The 16,617-nt window shown below is 69.0% G+C and carries 19 protein-coding genes; 12 read left to right on the forward strand and 7 right to left on the reverse strand.

The window, feature by feature from the left end; translation table 11 throughout:
- Positions 1-492, reverse strand: a 492-nt coding sequence (locus ACFQ6S_RS05090) for a PepSY-associated TM helix domain-containing protein (protein ID WP_383404330.1), incomplete at its 3' end; no start/stop codon positions are given.
- Between the two features lies 1 nt (position 493).
- Positions 494-1,195: a 2-phosphosulfolactate phosphatase gene (locus ACFQ6S_RS05095; RefSeq protein ID WP_383403658.1), complete on the reverse strand. Its 702-nt coding sequence runs from the start codon at positions 1,193-1,195 to the stop codon at positions 494-496.
- Positions 1,196-1,439: 244 nt separating this feature from the next.
- On the opposite strand from ACFQ6S_RS05095, the gene ACFQ6S_RS05100 reads away from it, so the two are divergent.
- Together ACFQ6S_RS05100 and ACFQ6S_RS05105 are read left to right on the forward strand one after the other, a co-directional pair.
- On the forward strand, positions 1,440-1,736 hold the full coding sequence (locus ACFQ6S_RS05100; RefSeq protein ID WP_383403661.1) for an STAS domain-containing protein: 297 nt from the start codon (positions 1,440-1,442) through the stop codon (positions 1,734-1,736).
- Entirely contained in the window at positions 1,733-2,665 is a 933-nt protein-coding gene (locus ACFQ6S_RS05105; protein WP_383403664.1) for an anti-sigma factor RsbA family regulatory protein, read from the forward strand. Before ACFQ6S_RS05100 ends, ACFQ6S_RS05105 begins: the two co-directional genes overlap by 4 nt.
- A 58-nt stretch (positions 2,666-2,723) precedes the next feature.
- On the opposite strand, the gene ACFQ6S_RS05110 is transcribed toward ACFQ6S_RS05105, so the two are convergent.
- A complete protein-coding gene (locus ACFQ6S_RS05110) occupies positions 2,724-3,095 on the reverse strand; it encodes an STAS domain-containing protein (protein ID WP_383403667.1) in 372 nt (123 codons plus the stop codon).
- 287 nt (positions 3,096-3,382) lie between these two features.
- Between ACFQ6S_RS05110 and ACFQ6S_RS05115 the strand changes: the two genes are divergently transcribed.
- The 3 genes from ACFQ6S_RS05115 to ACFQ6S_RS05125 all read left to right on the forward strand — a co-directional run bounded on the left by ACFQ6S_RS05115 (position 3,383) and on the right by ACFQ6S_RS05125 (position 6,007).
- On the forward strand, positions 3,383-3,694 hold the full coding sequence (locus ACFQ6S_RS05115) for a helix-turn-helix domain-containing protein (RefSeq protein ID WP_383403670.1): 312 nt from the start codon (positions 3,383-3,385) through the stop codon (positions 3,692-3,694).
- Complete coding sequence (locus tag ACFQ6S_RS05120) at positions 3,691-5,241, forward strand: helix-turn-helix domain-containing protein (RefSeq protein WP_383403673.1); 1,551 nt, start codon at positions 3,691-3,693, stop codon at positions 5,239-5,241. The genes ACFQ6S_RS05115 and ACFQ6S_RS05120 overlap by 4 nt, the downstream gene beginning before the upstream one ends.
- 190 nt (positions 5,242-5,431) lie before the next feature.
- The gene (locus tag ACFQ6S_RS05125; protein WP_383403675.1) at positions 5,432-6,007 is read left to right on the forward strand and encodes a transcriptional regulator; all 576 of its coding nucleotides are present in this window, start codon (positions 5,432-5,434) and stop codon (positions 6,005-6,007) included.
- A gap of 58 nt (positions 6,008-6,065) precedes the next feature.
- Here the strand turns inward: ACFQ6S_RS05125 and ACFQ6S_RS05130 are convergent, their stop codons facing one another.
- Positions 6,066-7,040 (reverse strand): helix-turn-helix transcriptional regulator, encoded by a 975-nt coding sequence (locus ACFQ6S_RS05130; RefSeq protein WP_383403678.1) that lies wholly within the window; start codon positions 7,038-7,040, stop codon positions 6,066-6,068.
- A 137-nt stretch (positions 7,041-7,177) separates the two neighbouring features.
- On the opposite strand from ACFQ6S_RS05130, the gene ACFQ6S_RS05135 reads away from it, so the two are divergent.
- Positions 7,178-7,573, forward strand: coding sequence for a RidA family protein (locus ACFQ6S_RS05135; protein ID WP_383404332.1), 396 nt, complete (start codon positions 7,178-7,180; stop codon positions 7,571-7,573).
- Positions 7,574-7,895: 322 nt separating this feature from the next.
- Here ACFQ6S_RS05135 and ACFQ6S_RS05140 read toward each other — a convergent pair whose 3' ends face one another.
- Together ACFQ6S_RS05140 and ACFQ6S_RS05145 are read right to left on the reverse strand one after the other, a co-directional pair.
- Entirely contained in the window at positions 7,896-8,198 is a 303-nt protein-coding gene (locus tag ACFQ6S_RS05140; RefSeq protein WP_383403680.1) for a hypothetical protein, read from the reverse strand.
- 132 nt (positions 8,199-8,330) lie between these two features.
- Entirely contained in the window at positions 8,331-8,759 is a 429-nt protein-coding gene (locus ACFQ6S_RS05145; RefSeq protein WP_383403683.1) for a hypothetical protein, read from the reverse strand.
- A gap of 253 nt (positions 8,760-9,012) precedes the next feature.
- Between ACFQ6S_RS05145 and ACFQ6S_RS05150 the strand changes: the two genes are divergently transcribed.
- Both ACFQ6S_RS05150 and ACFQ6S_RS05155 read left to right on the forward strand, forming a co-directional pair.
- Entirely contained in the window at positions 9,013-9,912 is a 900-nt protein-coding gene (locus ACFQ6S_RS05150) for an XRE family transcriptional regulator (protein WP_383403686.1), read from the forward strand.
- A gap of 312 nt (positions 9,913-10,224) precedes the next feature.
- Complete coding sequence (locus tag ACFQ6S_RS05155) at positions 10,225-11,067, forward strand: SDR family NAD(P)-dependent oxidoreductase (RefSeq protein WP_383403688.1); 843 nt, start codon at positions 10,225-10,227, stop codon at positions 11,065-11,067.
- A gap of 139 nt (positions 11,068-11,206) precedes the next feature.
- Here ACFQ6S_RS05155 and solA read toward each other — a convergent pair whose 3' ends face one another.
- Positions 11,207-12,367 carry an N-methyl-L-tryptophan oxidase gene (gene solA, locus ACFQ6S_RS05160; RefSeq protein ID WP_383403691.1) on the reverse strand — a complete coding sequence of 387 codons (1,161 nt, stop codon included), beginning with the start codon at positions 12,365-12,367 and terminating at the stop codon, positions 11,207-11,209.
- 247 nt (positions 12,368-12,614) lie between these two features.
- Here solA and ACFQ6S_RS05165 point away from each other — a divergent pair, with 247 nt between their 5' ends.
- From ACFQ6S_RS05165 to ACFQ6S_RS05180, 4 genes are all read left to right on the forward strand, one after another.
- Positions 12,615-13,577, forward strand: a complete 963-nt coding sequence (locus ACFQ6S_RS05165; RefSeq protein ID WP_383403694.1) for a BTAD domain-containing putative transcriptional regulator — start codon at positions 12,615-12,617, stop codon at positions 13,575-13,577.
- A 97-nt stretch (positions 13,578-13,674) separates the two neighbouring features.
- Positions 13,675-14,094 carry a type II toxin-antitoxin system RatA family toxin gene (locus ACFQ6S_RS05170; protein ID WP_383403697.1) on the forward strand — a complete coding sequence of 140 codons (420 nt, stop codon included), beginning with the start codon at positions 13,675-13,677 and terminating at the stop codon, positions 14,092-14,094.
- 21 nt (positions 14,095-14,115) lie between these two features.
- Positions 14,116-15,399 (forward strand): aspartate aminotransferase family protein, encoded by a 1,284-nt coding sequence (locus ACFQ6S_RS05175; RefSeq protein WP_383403700.1) that lies wholly within the window; start codon positions 14,116-14,118, stop codon positions 15,397-15,399.
- A gap of 7 nt (positions 15,400-15,406) precedes the next feature.
- Positions 15,407-16,582 carry a thioester reductase domain-containing protein gene (locus tag ACFQ6S_RS05180; RefSeq protein ID WP_383403703.1) on the forward strand — a complete coding sequence of 392 codons (1,176 nt, stop codon included), beginning with the start codon at positions 15,407-15,409 and terminating at the stop codon, positions 16,580-16,582.
- The last annotated feature ends 35 nt before the right edge of the window (positions 16,583-16,617 follow it).

The following is a 16,617-nucleotide window of genomic DNA, read 5'->3' on the forward strand; positions in this document are numbered from 1 at the left end:
TAGGGGCGTTTGCTTTCTTAGACAAGCGGCGGGCGGCTTCCCCCCATTGCTAACCCACCGCTCCATGCCCGTGCTCCCCCATTTCTCCGTTGAGAGGGGGGCCCGCCGCACGGACCGGACGGCTGAGGGCCCGCTGCGAGGGTCAGGCACGGGCCTTCTCAAGGATCTGGTCGATGGTGAGCCCCTTCGGCAGACCGCTCGCGGCAGCACCCCGCCGGAGTGGTCATGCCCGGAGGAGCCTTCCGCGGAGGACGCGGAGGTGTCCAGCTCGGGCGCATACGCGCTCAGCGAGGTGCGCAGCTCCGTGAAGCGTTCACCGGCGTGGGCCGACCAGGTCAGACCGGTGGCGCTGAGGACGAGGAGACCGAGCGAGATCCATACGCCGGTGATCGCGTGGAGACTGCGGCTGCGGCGCACGCCCCGTGCCCCGCGTCCGGCAGCAGGGTGTTGCCCTTCGATCCGCCCGCGTAGGTGCGGCGGCGTCCGAACCACATCAGGAGTGGGTAATGGACGGGATGTCAGGCACCGTAACGGGACGGAGCACCGTTAGAGACTCTTCCTGGCGAGCCATCATCGCAAAGGAGAACCTGTCGATTTCCAAGCAGAGATCGACATCGTCCGGGTGGTATCCGCTCCGCAGTCCACCGGCGAGGTCTGCCGCGGCCTGAGAAGTCCTGGCGCGGAGGAGATACGGGGCCGCCTCGACATCGTCTCCGGTCATGCATCGGCCAATGTATTCGGCGCAGGCCCGGTCTTCGTCGGCCTGGCCTCCCTCACCGGTGACAACGAACGTCACCGGACCGGAATCCTTGGTCTGCAGGAACCGCGCGGTCGGCCCGGCCACCACGAAGCTTGCGCACAGGACAAGCGGCGCGTTCGCGACGGCCAGCGCGCCCACGGTTCCTGCCGTCGTCTTCTGCACCAGCGTGCGTCCGGCGAAATCGCATGACCTCAGCAGACCAGGTGAGTTCACCGCGTCGAAGCCCGCAGCTGGAGCTCCGTCCTTCAGAGCCAGCCAACCCGAGTGGCTCTCCTTCAAGGCGATTGCCTCGCTCTCCGTCGAGGCCAGGACGATCCTCTCGACTCCACGCGAGAAGGCCCAGGCAGCCACGGTGAAGGCGCGCATGACGTCGATGACGACCGCAACACGGGGAACGCCGGTCAACTCTGGGATGCCGACGAAGTGATGGTCCATCGCACCAGTCTGCCGAGTGGGGGCGGTGTGCGCCGCCAGGTGGAGCTTCTGGCCGTGAGGGTCAGGAGCAGCTCAGCCGTGTCGTGGCAGGCGTGGCTGTTTGCCGTGTCCGGCCTCCGCTCGCGGGGTAGCGTGCGGGACACGGGAGCAGGCACCGCAACCCACCGGGGGTGATGGAGTGGACGATGCGCATGGGGCTGACGCGTCGGCATCCTCACCTCTCCCGCCCGCAGGCGTGCTGCGGGTGTACCCGCTGGCGGACCTCATGGGCTGGCGGGCGATCGGCGAGATCACTCTGGCGACGCGTCCGGCATGGCAGCAGACGATGGACGGGCTGGCCGGCAGCGGCACAGGCGTGTGCCACTTGGAGCTGTCCGCCGTGACGTTCGCCGACGTCGCCGGTGTCTCGGTCCTGGCGGTGGCCATCCAAGGGCTTCCTGCAGGGCGGCGCGTCGTCGTCGAACGACCGCCTGCCAGTATGGAGCGGCTGTTGGAGATGTTCTGGCCGGATCTGCGGGCGATCGAGGTGGTGGCGCGATGAATGGTCCAACTGCCACGGAGCCGTTCGTGCATCCCGCCCTGTTCTACCGGGATGAGCAGGAGTACGTGGACGGCACGGTCCCCTTCATCCGTGAGGGCCTCAAGGTCGGGGAGCCGGTGGCCGTCGCCGTGCCGGGCCCGAACCTGACCGTCCTCAAGGAGAGCCTGGGCCTGGACGCGGCGTCGGTGCGCTTCCTCGACATGACCGAGGTGGGCCGCAACCCCGGCCGGATCATCCCGACCGTGCTGCGGGCCTTCGCCGACGCCCACCCCACGACCCGGGTGCGGATCATCGGCGAGCCGATCTGGCCCGGCCGCAGCAGCCTGGAGTACCCGGCCTGCGCCCAGCACGAAGCGTTGATCAACCCGGCCTTCCAGGGCCGGGAGGTGACCATCCTGTGCCCGTACGACGCCGACCGCCTGGACGAGCGCGTATTGACCGACGCCTATGCCACCCACCCAGTGGTCGTCTCCGGCGGGCGCCGCCAGCCCAGCCCCTCCTACGCGCCCGGCCAGATCGTGGACCGCTACAACCAGCGACTGGCACCGGCGCCCGCATCGGCCGAGTCGCGGGTCTTCGGCATCGACGGTCTTTCCGCCGTGCGGCATGCCGCGGTCGAGCACGCCACCCGGCTCGGCCTGTCCGGCGTCCGCTTGGACGACTTCACCTTGGCGGTGGCCGAGTTGACCACCAACAGCGTGGTGCACGGCGGCGGCTCGGGCAGCCTGCGTGTGTGGGCCGAGGACACACTGCTGGTGTGCGAGGTCCGCGACCGCGGCCAGCTCACGGATCCGCTCGCCGGCCGCCGCCCAGCGGCCCGCGACCAGCATGGCGGCCGCGGCCTGCTCCTCGTGCACACCGTCGCCGACCTCGTACGTGTCCACACCCGTGGCGACGGTACGGCTATCCGCTTCTACATCAGCCGCTAAAGTCGGCCGGGGACCGTCGCACGCCCGCTAGAGCGGGCTGCCGCCATGGGCACCGGCCTCATGCATGAGGCCGCTGGGCCTGTTCCACGGTGGGGTAGCAGCCGATGACCGTGTCGACGCCGACCAGCTGCAGGACGCGCAGCACAGCATCTCGGGCGCCGGCGAGGCGCAGCCAGCCGTCCGCGGCGCTCGCCCGCCGGTGAGCGGAGAGAAGAACGTTGATGCCGCTGGAGTCCATGAAGGTCACACCGCCCAGGTCCAGCACGATCCGCGGCGGCACCCCACCGTCGTCCTCCAGTAGCGCCTTGCCGAAGGCTTCCTGCACGGTCTGGTCGATCTCGCCGCGCACCGTCACGACGCGCACGCCGTCGACGACACGGTGCTCGATGGCCAGCTGATCGGGACTGTCCGCGTTCTCGATGTCGGCCACGTCTCCTCGACTGCGTTTTTGAACTTGCCCCAGGCCTGGGCGGACACGGACGATTCTGCCCCACCACCTGGGGGCGCCATGCAGTAGGACAGGCACCGTGCCAAATCACACCACTGCCGGGCATGCACAACAAGTACCTCTTGGGTCGGTTCCGCGTCTGTTTACACCCGCCCGGGCCGCAGCGAGGTTCTGCGCACCCCCCGATTCCTCCGATTGAGTGCGCCTCAAGAGCAACGGGGATGCGATATGCGTATAGAATATGGGAATTGAGTGCTAGAGTCTGCAGCATGGCCATGAGTCTCGAAGAGCGTGTGCGATCCGCAGTGGCCGCGCTCCTGCACGCGTCCGCTGAATCGCAGACGGATCTCGCCGCCGTCCTGGGAGTGAGCCAGGCCCAGGTGAGCCGCCGTCAGTCCGGCGCCGCGGCCTGGAGTCTGACCGACTGCGAGGTGGTCGCCGCGCACTACGGCATCGACGTCCTCGAGCTCCTGGCAGGACCCACCCGGGCCACGGAGGCGCTGCCCGCCTCGCGCCGCCGCCCCCTCGGCCGTCAGGTCGGCACCCACCGTCCTGCAGCCGTCGAGGGAGGCGTGCGATGACGGACTTCGGCGCGATCGACGCGCTGATCGCCGGAGCCAAGAAAGAAGTCCCGCTGCCGCCCGCCGAAGAGCGGCGCACGCTCCGCGAAGAGCTGAACGTCTCGCGCGCCCAGCTCGCGCAGGCTCTGGGCGTCAGCCCGTCCACGATCGGGGGCTGGGAATCCGGACGGGACCCTGGCGGCGAGGTAAGGGAGAAGTACGCGTACTTCCTCGAGGGAGCGAAGACCAAACTGGCGGTCGAGGCAGAAGTAACGGAGGAGGCCGAGGAGGCCTTGGCTGAAGAGCCGGGGGACGAGGTCCGCGCCGGCGCCGTTGAGGCGGTCGACCAGGACCTCGACGTCGACGTGCTCGCCACACCTCAATCGTGCGTGCTGTGCGGGCAACCCGCCCGCTACCAGGTCGCGGGATTTGCCCAGCACCTGGACCCCGCCGAGTGCGGTACCGCCGAGCCCGCACAGACGCGCGAGCCTGCGGCGGCGCAGGAGCCCGCTGCTCGCACCGCCCCCCGACGGGACGGACCTTCCGGCCGACAGGGACCGCCGGGACGCGGCGTCAAGGTCGTGCCCGTCGGCCGTCGTCTGAAGACCGCCGACGCCCCGGACCTGATCGGCTCCGCGGTCGCCGCCACGCTCGTCGAGCACGCCGGTGACGTCGAGGCGGCGACCAAGGCGCTGGTGAGGCGGGCGATCCCGGACGCGATGGCGTTGCTGGATCACAGCCGCAAGGGCGGCCGCTACGACGTGGTCGCCCACCCGTGGCTGCCCGACGTCCTGCGCAAGCAGTCCGCCCGCGGCGCGGACCAGATCTGGGAGGCCCGCCCCAAGTGGGCGCGCCCCGAACTGCCGCACGGAGAGCATGAGGTCACCGCGCTCGACGTCAACGGCGCCTATCTGAGCGCACTGAAGACCCATCTGCCGCTCGGGCAGTTGGAGCACGCCACCGGCGACCACCACGACCGCCGTCGCGCAGGCGTCCATCTGATCACCCCGCCCGACTGGGACCACGACGCATACCTGCCCAACCCGATCGGCAGTCGTGACGAGCCGGGCCCACTGTGGGTGACCGAACCCACCCTGCGCCTGCTGCTGCGGGTCTCGGGACCGAAGTACGGGTTGTGCGACCCACCGGAGATCCACGAGTCTTGGACCTCCGGGGCCACCGAGGGCCTGCTGGAGAAGTTCCGCGTCACTCTGAAGGACGCCCGGGACCGTGCGATCACCGAGGACGACGAGGTGACGCTGGAGTACGTCAAGGCGATGTACTCGAAGTTCGTCTCCACGCTGGGGGAGTCGAACTACAACCGGGAGCTGTACCGCACCGACTGGATGCATCTCATCCGCTCCCAGGCCTTCGCGAACCTGTGGTGGAAGGCCCACCGGGCCTACGACGAGGGCCTGATGGTCGTCCGCGCGATGGGCACCGACGAACTGCACGTCATCGGCGACTGGCGCGCCGTTTTCGACGAGGGCCGCGCGGTCACCGAGGTCAAGATCAAGGACGTCTACACCGTCGGTACTCCCGACCTGCACGATGAAGGAGCGGACTGAGCCGAGGATGGCGAATCATCTTCGACGGAGGCTGATGAAAGCGTTTATGGCGTCATCAGTGACACGCTGCTGAACTCGTGCAGAACCCGCGGAAGTGGCATCCCCAGCAGCCGAATTCCTGTAGTATTGCCTTGTGTTGGAATGATGCTCGCGAGCATCCGTCAATTACTCGAATGGTGAGGAGTCGAAAGTGCCGGAGCGGAATATCGATTTCGGCAAATTCGGGGCACGCGGTATCAAGGGACATCAAGCCGTGGCTCGCCAACTCGACACGCTCGCCAACTTCATCTCCACCCCGATCACGCAGCGACGCGGACTCCTGGCACGGTTGCATTACCTCACCCGCACCGACCATTCCCGCTCAGCGGCCCGCGAGGCCGGCCTCACCGTCACCGACCGCACCCTCAGGGCCTGGCTTGAAGGCAATCGCAACCCGTCGAGGAAGAACCTTCAGGCGATCGAGACCGCGTACTACACGGTGCGTCGCCATAACGTAGTTCGCTACCTGCTCGCCCGCCTCAACCGCCAAGGACGCGGTACCCGCGTCGAGTTCCACCCGCTCAACCAGTCCCAGGTCGACCGCCCGCACCAGCGTGCCCTGTCGTTCCGCACGCTCAACGTGCGCCACTGGGACCGGATCGTCGAGGCGTGGGCCAAGGATGACGACGAGGCCCTCGACGACGCATGGGTCAGCGACGCGACGGTGGACCTCGGGTCCGAGTGGGGCCAGTACGAGTACGTCACGAACATCGGGTTCGCAGCCTGACCGCTTGCGAGGTGGAGCCCCCATCGCCCCGGTGGTGGCTCGCAGCAGGCAACACGCCTCAGGACGACGCTCCGTAGCAGTTGGCCATCGCCGTGGCGCGGTTGCGCAGGGAGGTGCGCAACCACTGTGGGGCGAGGGCTTCCGCGTCCGTGGTGAGTTGCCATAGCGCCCATTCGGCGTGCCTCGAATCTTGGAAGGTCACCTCGAGCCGCAGCCAGCCGTCTGCGTCGGTTTCCTCGGCGCGGACGGCCAGCGCTGTGCCCACCAGGTCCTTGCGCCGTGCCGGGTTCACCCGTACCAGTACAGCGACTTGGTCGCCGCCGGTCCGAAACCGCGTGCTGCGTTCCTGCCAGGCGCGGTCCAGATCGACCCGGTCCGGTCGCTGTGCGGGCTCGTCGAGTTCCTCGGCGGCCGACACCCGGGCCAGCCGGTAGGTACGGTCGGCGCCAGACCTCGTGGCCAGCAGGTAGCCCTGGCCGCGCACCGTGACCAGGCCGATCGGGTCCACGGTGCGCCACTTCGGGGTCTGGCCCACAGCCGCGTAGCGGATGCGCAGCTTGTGTCCCGCGAACACCGCGCGCCGTACCTCGGCCACCACGGTGTCGGGCACGTCCTCAGCGACCACGCGACGCGAGAGGAGATCCGTCTCCGGGTCGATGAGCAGTCTCTGCGCGGCGTCGGCCGCCGTGTCCCGATGACCCTCGGGCAGCGCGTCCACCACCTTGAGCATCGCCGAAGCCAGCGCTGAGCCGAGGCCGAATACCTGCGCGCCGCGACGTGACCCGGCGACCAGCAGGGCGAGCGCCTCGTCGTGGTTCAGTCCGGTGAGCTCTGTTTGGAAACCGGGCAGCAACGCGAAACCGCCGTGCCGGCCGCGTTCGGCGTAGACCGGGACGCCGGCTGCGGACAGCGCCTCGATGTCACGCAGCACGGTGCGGGTGGACACCTCCAGCTCGCCGGCCAGCGTGGCCGCGGACATTCGACCGCGCTGGCGAAGCAACAACACCAGCGAGACCAAGCGATCGGCGCGCATACGGAAAACCCTACTTGAATACATGACACAGGGTGTCGTGGTTCGTTGGGAGGCTTTCCACACGAAGTCAAAGGCGGGCGGCCACCGAACCGATGGACATGCCTACGCCCAAGAAATCGAATGGAGCCGATGTGGCATTGGAACGAACGGCAGTCAACCCGGTGACGTGGTCGGTGGGGATGGGATTCAACCAGGGTGAGCTCGTCTCTGGGCACACCCGCACCCTGTACTGCTCCGGACAGACCGCGATGAGCAGCGACGGAAAGCCCCAGCATGACGGTGACATGGCGGCGCAGTTGGCGCTGAGCCTCGACAACCTGGAGGCCGTGCTCGGTGAGGCCGGCATGTCCGTCATGAACCTCGTCCGGCTCAACGTCTACACCACCGACGTCGATCTGCTCCTCCAGCACTACGGCGTGCTGGCATCGCGGTTGGGTGCCTCCGGAGTTGCGCCGACCACCACGATGCTCGGGGTGACACGGTTGGCGATCCCCGGCCAGATGGTCGAGCTCGAGGGGACCGCCGTCGCGTGATGCGGCCTCGCCGCCTCCGAACGATGCGGCAGCGTGCGCGCCAGGGAACGGCATCTCCGGAGTTGATCGGTGCATGACTGTTCCCGAGCGCGCATCGCCCTTCTTAAGATCCGATGCCTGTGAGGACGTCTGAGGGAAGTACCCGTACTCAACGGGCATCATTCGGTGCCGTGACCCAAAGAGATCGGATGGGCGACGGGATGTGGAGACCACTTTGGAAGCTGGCGGCAGCACTGCTCGTCGCGGTGGGACTCCTCATGAGCCCCGGCTACGGTGCTTCCCTCTCCGCCAAGGATTCGGGTGATGCCGCGCCGGGGGCCTGTCAGCAGACGGCCGTGCGCGCGTAAGTGCCCTCGTAGAAGAACGGTGCTGCGGTGTAGCCCTTCCCCAGGGTGAAACAGGGGCCGCTGGGCCCGTCCTTCACGATGACCTGAATGGACATGGCTCGGGTGCAGGTGTTCTCCAGGGCCACCCAGAAACCTTGGTCCGTGTACCACACATCGCGTTTGATGCACTTGGGTGCGGTTCCGCCCGCCGCGGGGGCCGCTTGGGCTGGGACGGCCATGGAACCGAGTGCGAGAGCGGTTCCGGCGAGGGTGCCGACCAGCGCGTGGCGAGTACGCATGTTTCACTCCGTCTTTGAGACACACGACTGGGCGTCCAGCGTGTGGTTGTTGATTGGTCCTGGCTTCCTCGAGTGCCGCGAGGGTCTGCCGCCATCGGGGTGCACAACTCGCACACCCCGATGGCGGACGGGTCACCTGACGCGGCTGCAGCCCGAGGGGGCCCTCTCCGGGTAGTAGTTGCACACGTTGATCTGTACGCCGTCCACGTTGGACAGCGGCGTGCTGTACGTTCCGTTGACCTTGACCCGCTTCTGGGAGGTCCAGCTCCACTGGCCGTTCTGGTACTTCCAGTAGCTCAGGTAGAGGCCGCCTGCCCAGCCGTCGCCCGGGCACTTGTCCCGCACTGTGATGCTGAAGTAGGCGTTGTAGGTGTCACGCCCCTGAGCGGTGCCGGTCCAGGAGTAGCTGTAGTTGCCCCCGGCGTCCGCGCAGCCATTGGTGCTCTCGCCGTAGACACTGGCCGCCTGCGCCGTGCCCGAGAAGGCGACGGTGGCCACGGCGGCCAGGGTCATGCCGATACCAGCCTTGCCGATCCGCGACGCCAAACCCGACTTCTCCACTGATGCTCCCTTGTGTCAGCTGTGCGCTGTGATGTGAACGCTTGGACGGGGGACAGGCTTGCGGATGCCCGGAGCGGCAGGACAGTGTGATCGCGTGTCCCGGACAGGCGCGGGATGTCCGGGCTGGTCACAGCCTTGCCCGAACCTTGTCCCGGACAGCCGGACATGACGGAATACGCCGTTGTCCCGTTGGCGGGGACGCAGAAAGATGACGCTCATGGGGAACCCGGGGGAGTTACCACTGCACGAAGACGTGTTGCCGAACGAAGTCCGGGACGCCGCCGGCTTCATCGCGTCGATGAAGCGGCTCAAGGAGCGCTCGGGGCTGACGTATCGCGAACTGGAGGAGCGAGCCGCCCGTAGTGGTGACGTCCTGGCGCGCAGCACGCTCGCCGACGTACTGCGCCGGACTAGCCTGCCGCGCCCCGAGGTCTTGGGCGCATTCGTCCGCGCCTGCGGGGACGGTGAGCGGATCGACGCCTGGCTGGCCGCCAGAGACCGGCTCGCCGCCACAGGCGCAATTGCGGCACCCGTTGCGGAGCGCGACTTTGAGACCGACGATCGGCCGCAGAACGAGGCGTCTGTGGTCGCGCGGTCTCGCCGACCCAAGAGCTCCGCACTTCTCGGCGCGACCACGCTGGTGGTCCCGATGCTGGCCCTGGTCACCTGGGGGCTGCTCTCCGGCGACTCCGCCGAACAAGGGACACCGGGGTCTCCTGCCGACGGCTGGGTGACCATTCGTCCAGCCCGCACGGCTGATCTCTGTCTGACCGACGGACGCGACCGTGACGGCGTCTACGACAGTGCCGTAGCCGTCCAACTCCCCTGTGCCCAGGCGCCCGTGCCGCGCACTTACCTCGAACCGACCGGTGAGGGGCTCTATCGCATCCAGTGGCACCATCCCCAGATGGGAAAGGGGTGTCTGACGGTCATGGGGGACGACCAGATCAAGGGCATGCTCGAACCCCGCCAGAATTGCGCACAGGGCACGCTCTTCCGCCTGGAGCCAAGTGCCGGGGCCTTCCGGCTGCGTCCGGCCGGCGGCAGCGGGTGCATCGGCATCGTCGACAACGACACCACCGTGGGCGCCGAGGCGATCGAGGAACGCTGCTCCGGCGCGGCAGATCAGCGGTTCCTTGTTCGGGCGGACTGACGGCGCTCCCGTACACCTGACGCCGGTCGCGTGATGTCCGCCTCTCCCCATACGCCGGGACCTCCTCGCCAGGCCGACGTGTCAGGCCTTGTCAGGGCGCGGGCCGGGGCGTGAGTCGCTTCACTAGCGTGGCCGCGCGGGCGTGGCCGATGCGTCTGGGTTCTGTTCGCCGTGGAATGTGGCGTGACTCCGGACCTCTCGGCTGGAGGGGGCGGCAGCAGGCGGCGGACCGACCGGCACGAGGTGGGACGCGTCGGCCACGCCTCGCCGATGCGCGCGAGGTCTCAGCCGTCCTGCCGAAAGGGAACAGCCATGAGCACTGCCCCGACCGACCCGACCACCGCCCTCGTCACCGGTGCGTCCTCCGGGCTGGGTACCGAGTTCGCCTCCCAACTCGCCGGGCGGGGGTATGACTTGGTTCTCGTGGCTCGCTCCCGGGACCGGCTCGAGGAGATCGCCGCCGAGCTGACGAAGGTCCACGGCGTCAAGACCCATGTCGTGGTGCAGGATCTCGCGCGGCCCGACGCGGGCCGGCGAGTCACGCGGGAGCTCGCCGACCGGTCGCTCCATGTCGACCTGCTGGTGAACAACGCGGGATTCGGCACGGTCGGTCGGTTCGAGGAGATCGCCCCCGAGCGCGATCACGACATGCTGATGGTGAACGTCGTCGCGCTCGTCGATCTCACCCACGAGTTGCTGCCCGGCATGCTTGAGCGCGGTCGAGGCGCGGTACTCAATGTGGGTTCCACGGCCGGCTACCAGCCCAGCCCCTACCTCACGGTCTACAGCGCCTCCAAGACCTTCGTGCTCAACTTCTCGCTCGCGCTGCGTCAGGAGTACCGGCGCCGGGGTGTTCGGGTCACCGCCCTGTGCCCGGGGCCGGTCGAGACGAACTTCTTCAAGGTGATCGGCACGCGCAACGCGGCCGTCGCCGGCAGCTTCACCACGGCCGAACCGGTGGTGCGGACAGCGCTGAAGGCCCTGGACCGGGACCGTGCCTATGTGACGCCCGGCTTCGCCAATGCGATCGCGGCGCACCTGAATCCGCGGCGACCGCGCACCCTCGTGGCCCGGGTCGGCGAGCTGATCTGCCGCAAGGCCCTGCGGCCCGAGCAGGACGCCGACGCCCGCACCGCCAACGGCGCCGCGAGCTAGGCCACGTTTCCCCCTCTATCTGCGCTTCGCTCAGTGGAGCCGGGACCGATTGTGGACCCGGCTCCATCGCGTCATCCCCGACGAACTCGGCATCGGCGGCCTGCTGGACGCGGATGTCCCGCGGCAGGTCCAAGAGCGGTCAGTTGAAGCGGTCCGGCGACAGGAAGTCCAGCGGCATCGACATCGGCTCGCCCTGGACCAGATCGGCGAGTGCCTCGCCGATGCCGGGCGCCTGAGCGAGACCATGGGCGCCCGCGCCACCCGCAATGATCACGTGGGGGTCGCCGCCGGGGCGACCGAGCGTGTACAACCCGTCCGGAGTGCGGGTCCGCGTGCTCACCGCCACCCGGGCCGGCTGCGTCTCGAGGCCCGGTACCTTGGCCGGCAGCAGTCGTTCCAGGTGCGACCAGTCCTCGGCGCCCACCGAGCGGTCGGTGTCCTCGGGGTCGAACTGCTTGCCGGCACCTGCGCCGTCGTACAGGCTGACGCAGACGTCGTTTCCGGCGGTGACGCCACTGCCCCACAGGACGAGGCCGTCGTCCAGTTCCCGCTGGAACAGCGGGAAGTACTCCAGGTCGAAGTCGCCGTCCGCCTCCAGTGGGCGGTACCAGGTGAGGGGCATGCGGAAGGTCTGCAGCGCAAGACCGGGAAGCAGTGCGGGCAGCCATGCGCCTGCGGTCAGCACCACTTGACGGGCCGTCGTCGAACCCTGGGCCGTGTGCAGCCGAATCCCGCCGGGGATCGGCTCGAGCCGGGTGATCCGCGAGTCCGATCGCACCCGGGCGCCCGCCTGCTCCGCCAGGGTGAGCATGGCCCGCAAGGCGTGTTCGGGCCGGACGAGGCCCGCGGACGGCTCCCACACTCCTATGTGATGGCTGGGTATTCCGGTGTGACGCGGATAGCGGAAGCGCAGCGCGGACGCCGTGAACGTGCGGACCGGGATGCCATGTTCGTGCGCCGCGCCGAGAGTCCCGCCGGCCACCCGTCCGTTCTCGGGCCCGATCACGAGACCACCGCAGGCCGTGAACAGGCTCTCCCGTCCGGGGCCGTGCTCCCGCCCGGTGTCCGCGAGTTCCTCCCACAGCTCCCTCGACCTGCGCGCCAGCGGCACCAGTCCGGGGTGTTCGGGGCGGGCGAGGCGGATCATGCGGGAGCCGCCGTGGGAGGAGCCGAGCGCATGGGCGGGGGTGAAGCGTTCGAACCCGATGACGTCGACGCCGCGGGAGGCCAGTCGCCACAGGGCGGCGGCTCCCCACGCTCCCAGTCCCACCACCGCGCTCTCGGCATCCCAACGCGTCATGCCAGCCTGCTCTCTGCCACTCGCCACCGTGTATGCCGCCAGCCGACCACTCCCGCGCGGCGCACACATGAGTAACCGTCACTCACCTCGCGGCCGCGACCGGCAGACGGGAAGCGGCGGCCGGGGCCGTCGGACGCGCGGTACGGCGCCGGTTTGGAGTACCTGAGTACTCATGCGTCCGGTCCTCCCCGCGTGATCACCTCGGTCTGCGGCGTGGTGCGTGCCGCGACGACTGGTGGAGGTTTCGATGCAGTTCCGGGTACTGGGACCCCCTGCGATCTACGACGATGTCAAACAGCGGAGCGTTCAGCTGACCAGTCCGAAACAGCGGGCACTGTTCGGGGCGCTGCTGGTTCGTTCGGGGTCTGCGGTACCGACCGACGAGCTGATCTACGAACTGTGGGGGAGCAGCGCACCGGACAAGGCCGGCAACGCGTTGCAGGCCCATGTGTCCCGCCTGCGGCAGCAGCTGATCGAGCTGGAGCCCTCCCGGGCGAACAGCCCGCGGCTGGTGGCTCGTGGTTCGGGCTATGTGCTGCAGGCCCGGCCCGACACGCTGGACAGCGTGCAGTTCCGGCTCCAGCTTGCGCGTGCCAAGCGTCTGGTGGACTCCGACCCGCATGCCGCGGTGCTGCTGCTGCGCAAGGCCCTCGGTCTGTGGCGCGGCCGGGCCCTGGACGGCGGATCGCGCGGACCGCTCTGCTCGGCTGCCGCTGCCCGGCTCGAGGAGGAGCGGCTGCTGGCCCTCGAGGACCTGTGCGAGGCCTCGCTGCGGATCGGGCAGCACCAGCAACTCGTCCAGCAGCTCGAGGAGCTGGCCGTCGCCCATCCGCTCCATGTGCGCTTCAAGGACCAGCTGGCCGTCGCGTTGGAACGCTGCGGACGGCACGGCGAGGCGCGCGTGGTGCGCGAGACGGCGCGGCGGCTCATTGCGGATCTGCCGGGCCGGCCCGGCAACGTCCGGGTGCTGCGCGAGACGGGCGGCGTCCGGCCGGAGGCCGTCGCGGCGGCGGGCGCGGGACACACCGCCGAGTGGCCCGATTCCGCGCATCTCGTCGACGGTCCCGGTACGCAGGGCCACGAGATCGCGCGACTGCGTCTCCGTGTGGAGGAGCTGACACAGGCGCAGCATGCCCTCCACTCGGAGATGGAGCGGCTCACGGCGCTGGTCGCGGAGAGGTTCCCGGCCCGCCGCAAGGACTCGGCGTGACCGCGCTCCCTGTCGCACAGGCTTCCCCGTGGCCGGCCGGCCACGGGGCATTCGACCGTCAACTCCCTGTTACCGCCCCCTCCAAGAGGACTTGATCATGCATGTGATGCACAACACGGCCATGGGCTCCGGCACGCCGGACACGGTGTGGAAGGTGCTCGTGGACTGCGAGTCGTTCTCCGGCTTCCTGGACGGCGTCCACGAGGTGACGATCACGGGTGAGGACGGGGACCGCCGCACCGCGGACTGGGTCGTCGAGCTCAAGGGCTCGGAGATGGAGTGGGAGCAGGAGGACCTTCTCGATCACGCCGAGCGGCGCTGGACGTTCCGTCAGACAGACGGCGACCTCGCCCACTACGAGGGCTACTGGCAGGTCGTCGAGGAGGCCGGGGGCGTCGGCCTCGAACTCAAGGTGGAGTTCGACGTCGGGCTGCCCATGCTCGCCGACATGATCCACCCGGCCGTGGCCAAGGCCCTGGAGAGCTATCAGCGCCAAATAGTCGACCGAAGCCGATAGGACACGTAGGAGACAACGATCATGACAGTGCTGCCCACAGTCGATGCCACCGATGTCGTCGACGCCAAGAAGACCTTCCGGCGGGTGAAGCGCCACTTCTCGCCCGCGCTCGCGACGGCCGGCAAGTTCACCGGCCAGGGAGCGGTGGAGGTCGCGGCCGAGGGGTCCCGGGTGATCCTCTCGGACGGCCGCAGCCTTCTGGACTTCGGCTCCTACGCGGTCGCCCTGCTGGGGCACGGCAACCCGAGGATCACCGACGCGGTCCGTCACCAGCTGGACCGTATGCCTGCCTCGACCCGCTCGGTGCAGACGTCGGTCGCCCCGCTGGCCGCGGAGCGCCTGGCCGAGTACATCGGCGGTGGCCTCGACCGGGTCTACTTCGGGTGCGGCGGCGCCGACGCCGTCGAGGTGTCCGTCAAGCTCGCCCGTATGGCCACCGGTCGCACGACCGTCGTCGCGGTCGACGGCGCCTTCCACGGCAAGAGTCTCGGTGCCCTCGCCCTGACCGACAACCCGCGCTTCAGGAACGGGTTGGAGCCGCTGCTCCAGGGAGTCGTACGGGTCAGCCCGGACGACCCCGAGGCGGTCGCGAAGGTCGTGCGCGAACACGACATCGCGGCCGTGGTGTTCGAGCCCGTCCAGGCCGAGAACGGGGTGCGGATCCTCGACGAGGAGATCCTCGCCCGGTGGTGCCGCGACGCCCACGACCACGGCGCGTTCGTCGTCTCCGACGAGATCCAGGTCGGGTTGCGGCGCTGCGGCCCCCGCTCCGTGGCGCTGGCCGCCGGGCTGGACGTGGACGGTGTGCTGCTGGGCAAGCCGCTGGGCGGCGGTGCCATGCCGGTCTCGGCCGCGGTGTGCAATGACCGGCTGTTCGCGCCGCTGCTGGCCGATCCGATGGTGCACACCGCCACCTTCAGCGGCCACCCCCTGTCCACCGCGGTGATCCCCGTGGCCCTGGACCTCATCGAGCAGCATGCCCACGACGGCGAGCGGATCGCCGACGCGATGGCACAGGGCCTGGCGGAGCTGCGCGAGCAGTTCCCCGACGCCGTGGTGGAGACCCGCGGACGCGGGCTGCTGTGGGGCGTCGACTACCGCTCGCCCGAGATGGCCGGCGACGTACTGACCGGACTGGCGCAGCGCGGCATGGTCGTCTCGCCGTGCCTGAGCCGCCCCACCACGATTCGCCTGCTCCCGCCGATCGTCGCCACCGATGCCGACGTCAAAGAGGCGATGACGATGCTCACCGATGCCACCGCCGGAGCCGACTCCGGAAACGGAACGCCACCGGAAGGAACGTAGACAACCCATGACTTCGACGAAACTCACGGACATCGCCGAGGAGTTCGCCGCCGATGTCGTCCTGGCCGACGACATCACCGGCTTCCCGGCACCGGACCCGCAGACGGTGTCCGAGGTGTTCCTCACCGGGGCGACGGGCTTTCTCGGGGCGTTCCTGCTCAGGGACCTGCTGGGGCAGGGACTCGTGGTGCACTGCCTGGTCCGGGGCGCGGACGAAGCCGCCGCCCGCGCCCGCCTCGAGGACAACCTGCGCACCTACGAACTGTTCGACGGCCTCGACCTCGACCGCGTCCGCGTCCACACCGGGGACGTGACCAGGCCGCGGCTCGGCCTGACGCAGGAGGCGTACACCGAACTGGCGGGGCGGGTCGGTGCCGTCTACCACTCCGCGGCCAAGGTGAACTTCCTGACCATCTACAAATGGCTGCGCAAGGCGACGGTGGAGGCGACGCACGAGATCCTGCGGTTCGCCTGCGCCGCCGGCGCCCCGCTCCACCATGTCTCGACCACCGGTGTGTTCCACGCCGGCACCGACCGCACGCCGCGCGGCGAGCTCGACCCGACCGGGCCGGCCGAGGACCTGTCGCTGGGCTACACCAAGAGCAAGTGGGTCGCCGAGCAGTTGGTGCTCGAGGCCTCCCGGCGCGGGGTGCCCGTGACGATCCACCGCCCCGGTCAGGTCTGGGGCGACTCACGGACGGGAGCCTGCCAGCCCAACGACTTCGTTTGGCGGTTCATCAAGGGATCCCTCCAAGTCGGCCTGTATCCGCGCAGGTTCCGGCTCGAGATGAACATGGCGCCGGTGGACTACGTCAGCGCCGTCATCGTCACCGCCTCCCGGCATCCGGACGGCCTCGGCGGGATCTACCACCAGGTCTCTCCCGGCACGCTGGACTCCGAGCGGATCCTCAAGCTGCTGCGCGGTGCCGGCTACGAGGTGCAGGAGGTCAGCATCCTGAAGTGGATGAAGGCCGTCGCGGCCGATGTCACCAACTCCATGGCCCCCTTGCTGAGCATCCTCGTGGAGTCGGAGAAGGTCGAGGTCGCAGAGTTCTCCGACGACCTCACGCGCGATCTGCTCAAGGGCAGCGGGGTCTCCTGCCCCGTCATCGACGAGACGGTGTTCGGCACCTATGTCGAGTACTTCGTGCGGCACGGGGTCCTGCCGGACCCGCGGGCGTAGGGCGCGGAGTCCGAGCCCGCCCATGGGCGGGCGGT

The sequence above is a fragment of the Streptomyces sp. NPDC056479 genome (assembly GCF_042795335.1).
Classification (GTDB): domain Bacteria; phylum Actinomycetota; class Actinomycetes; order Streptomycetales; family Streptomycetaceae; genus Streptomyces.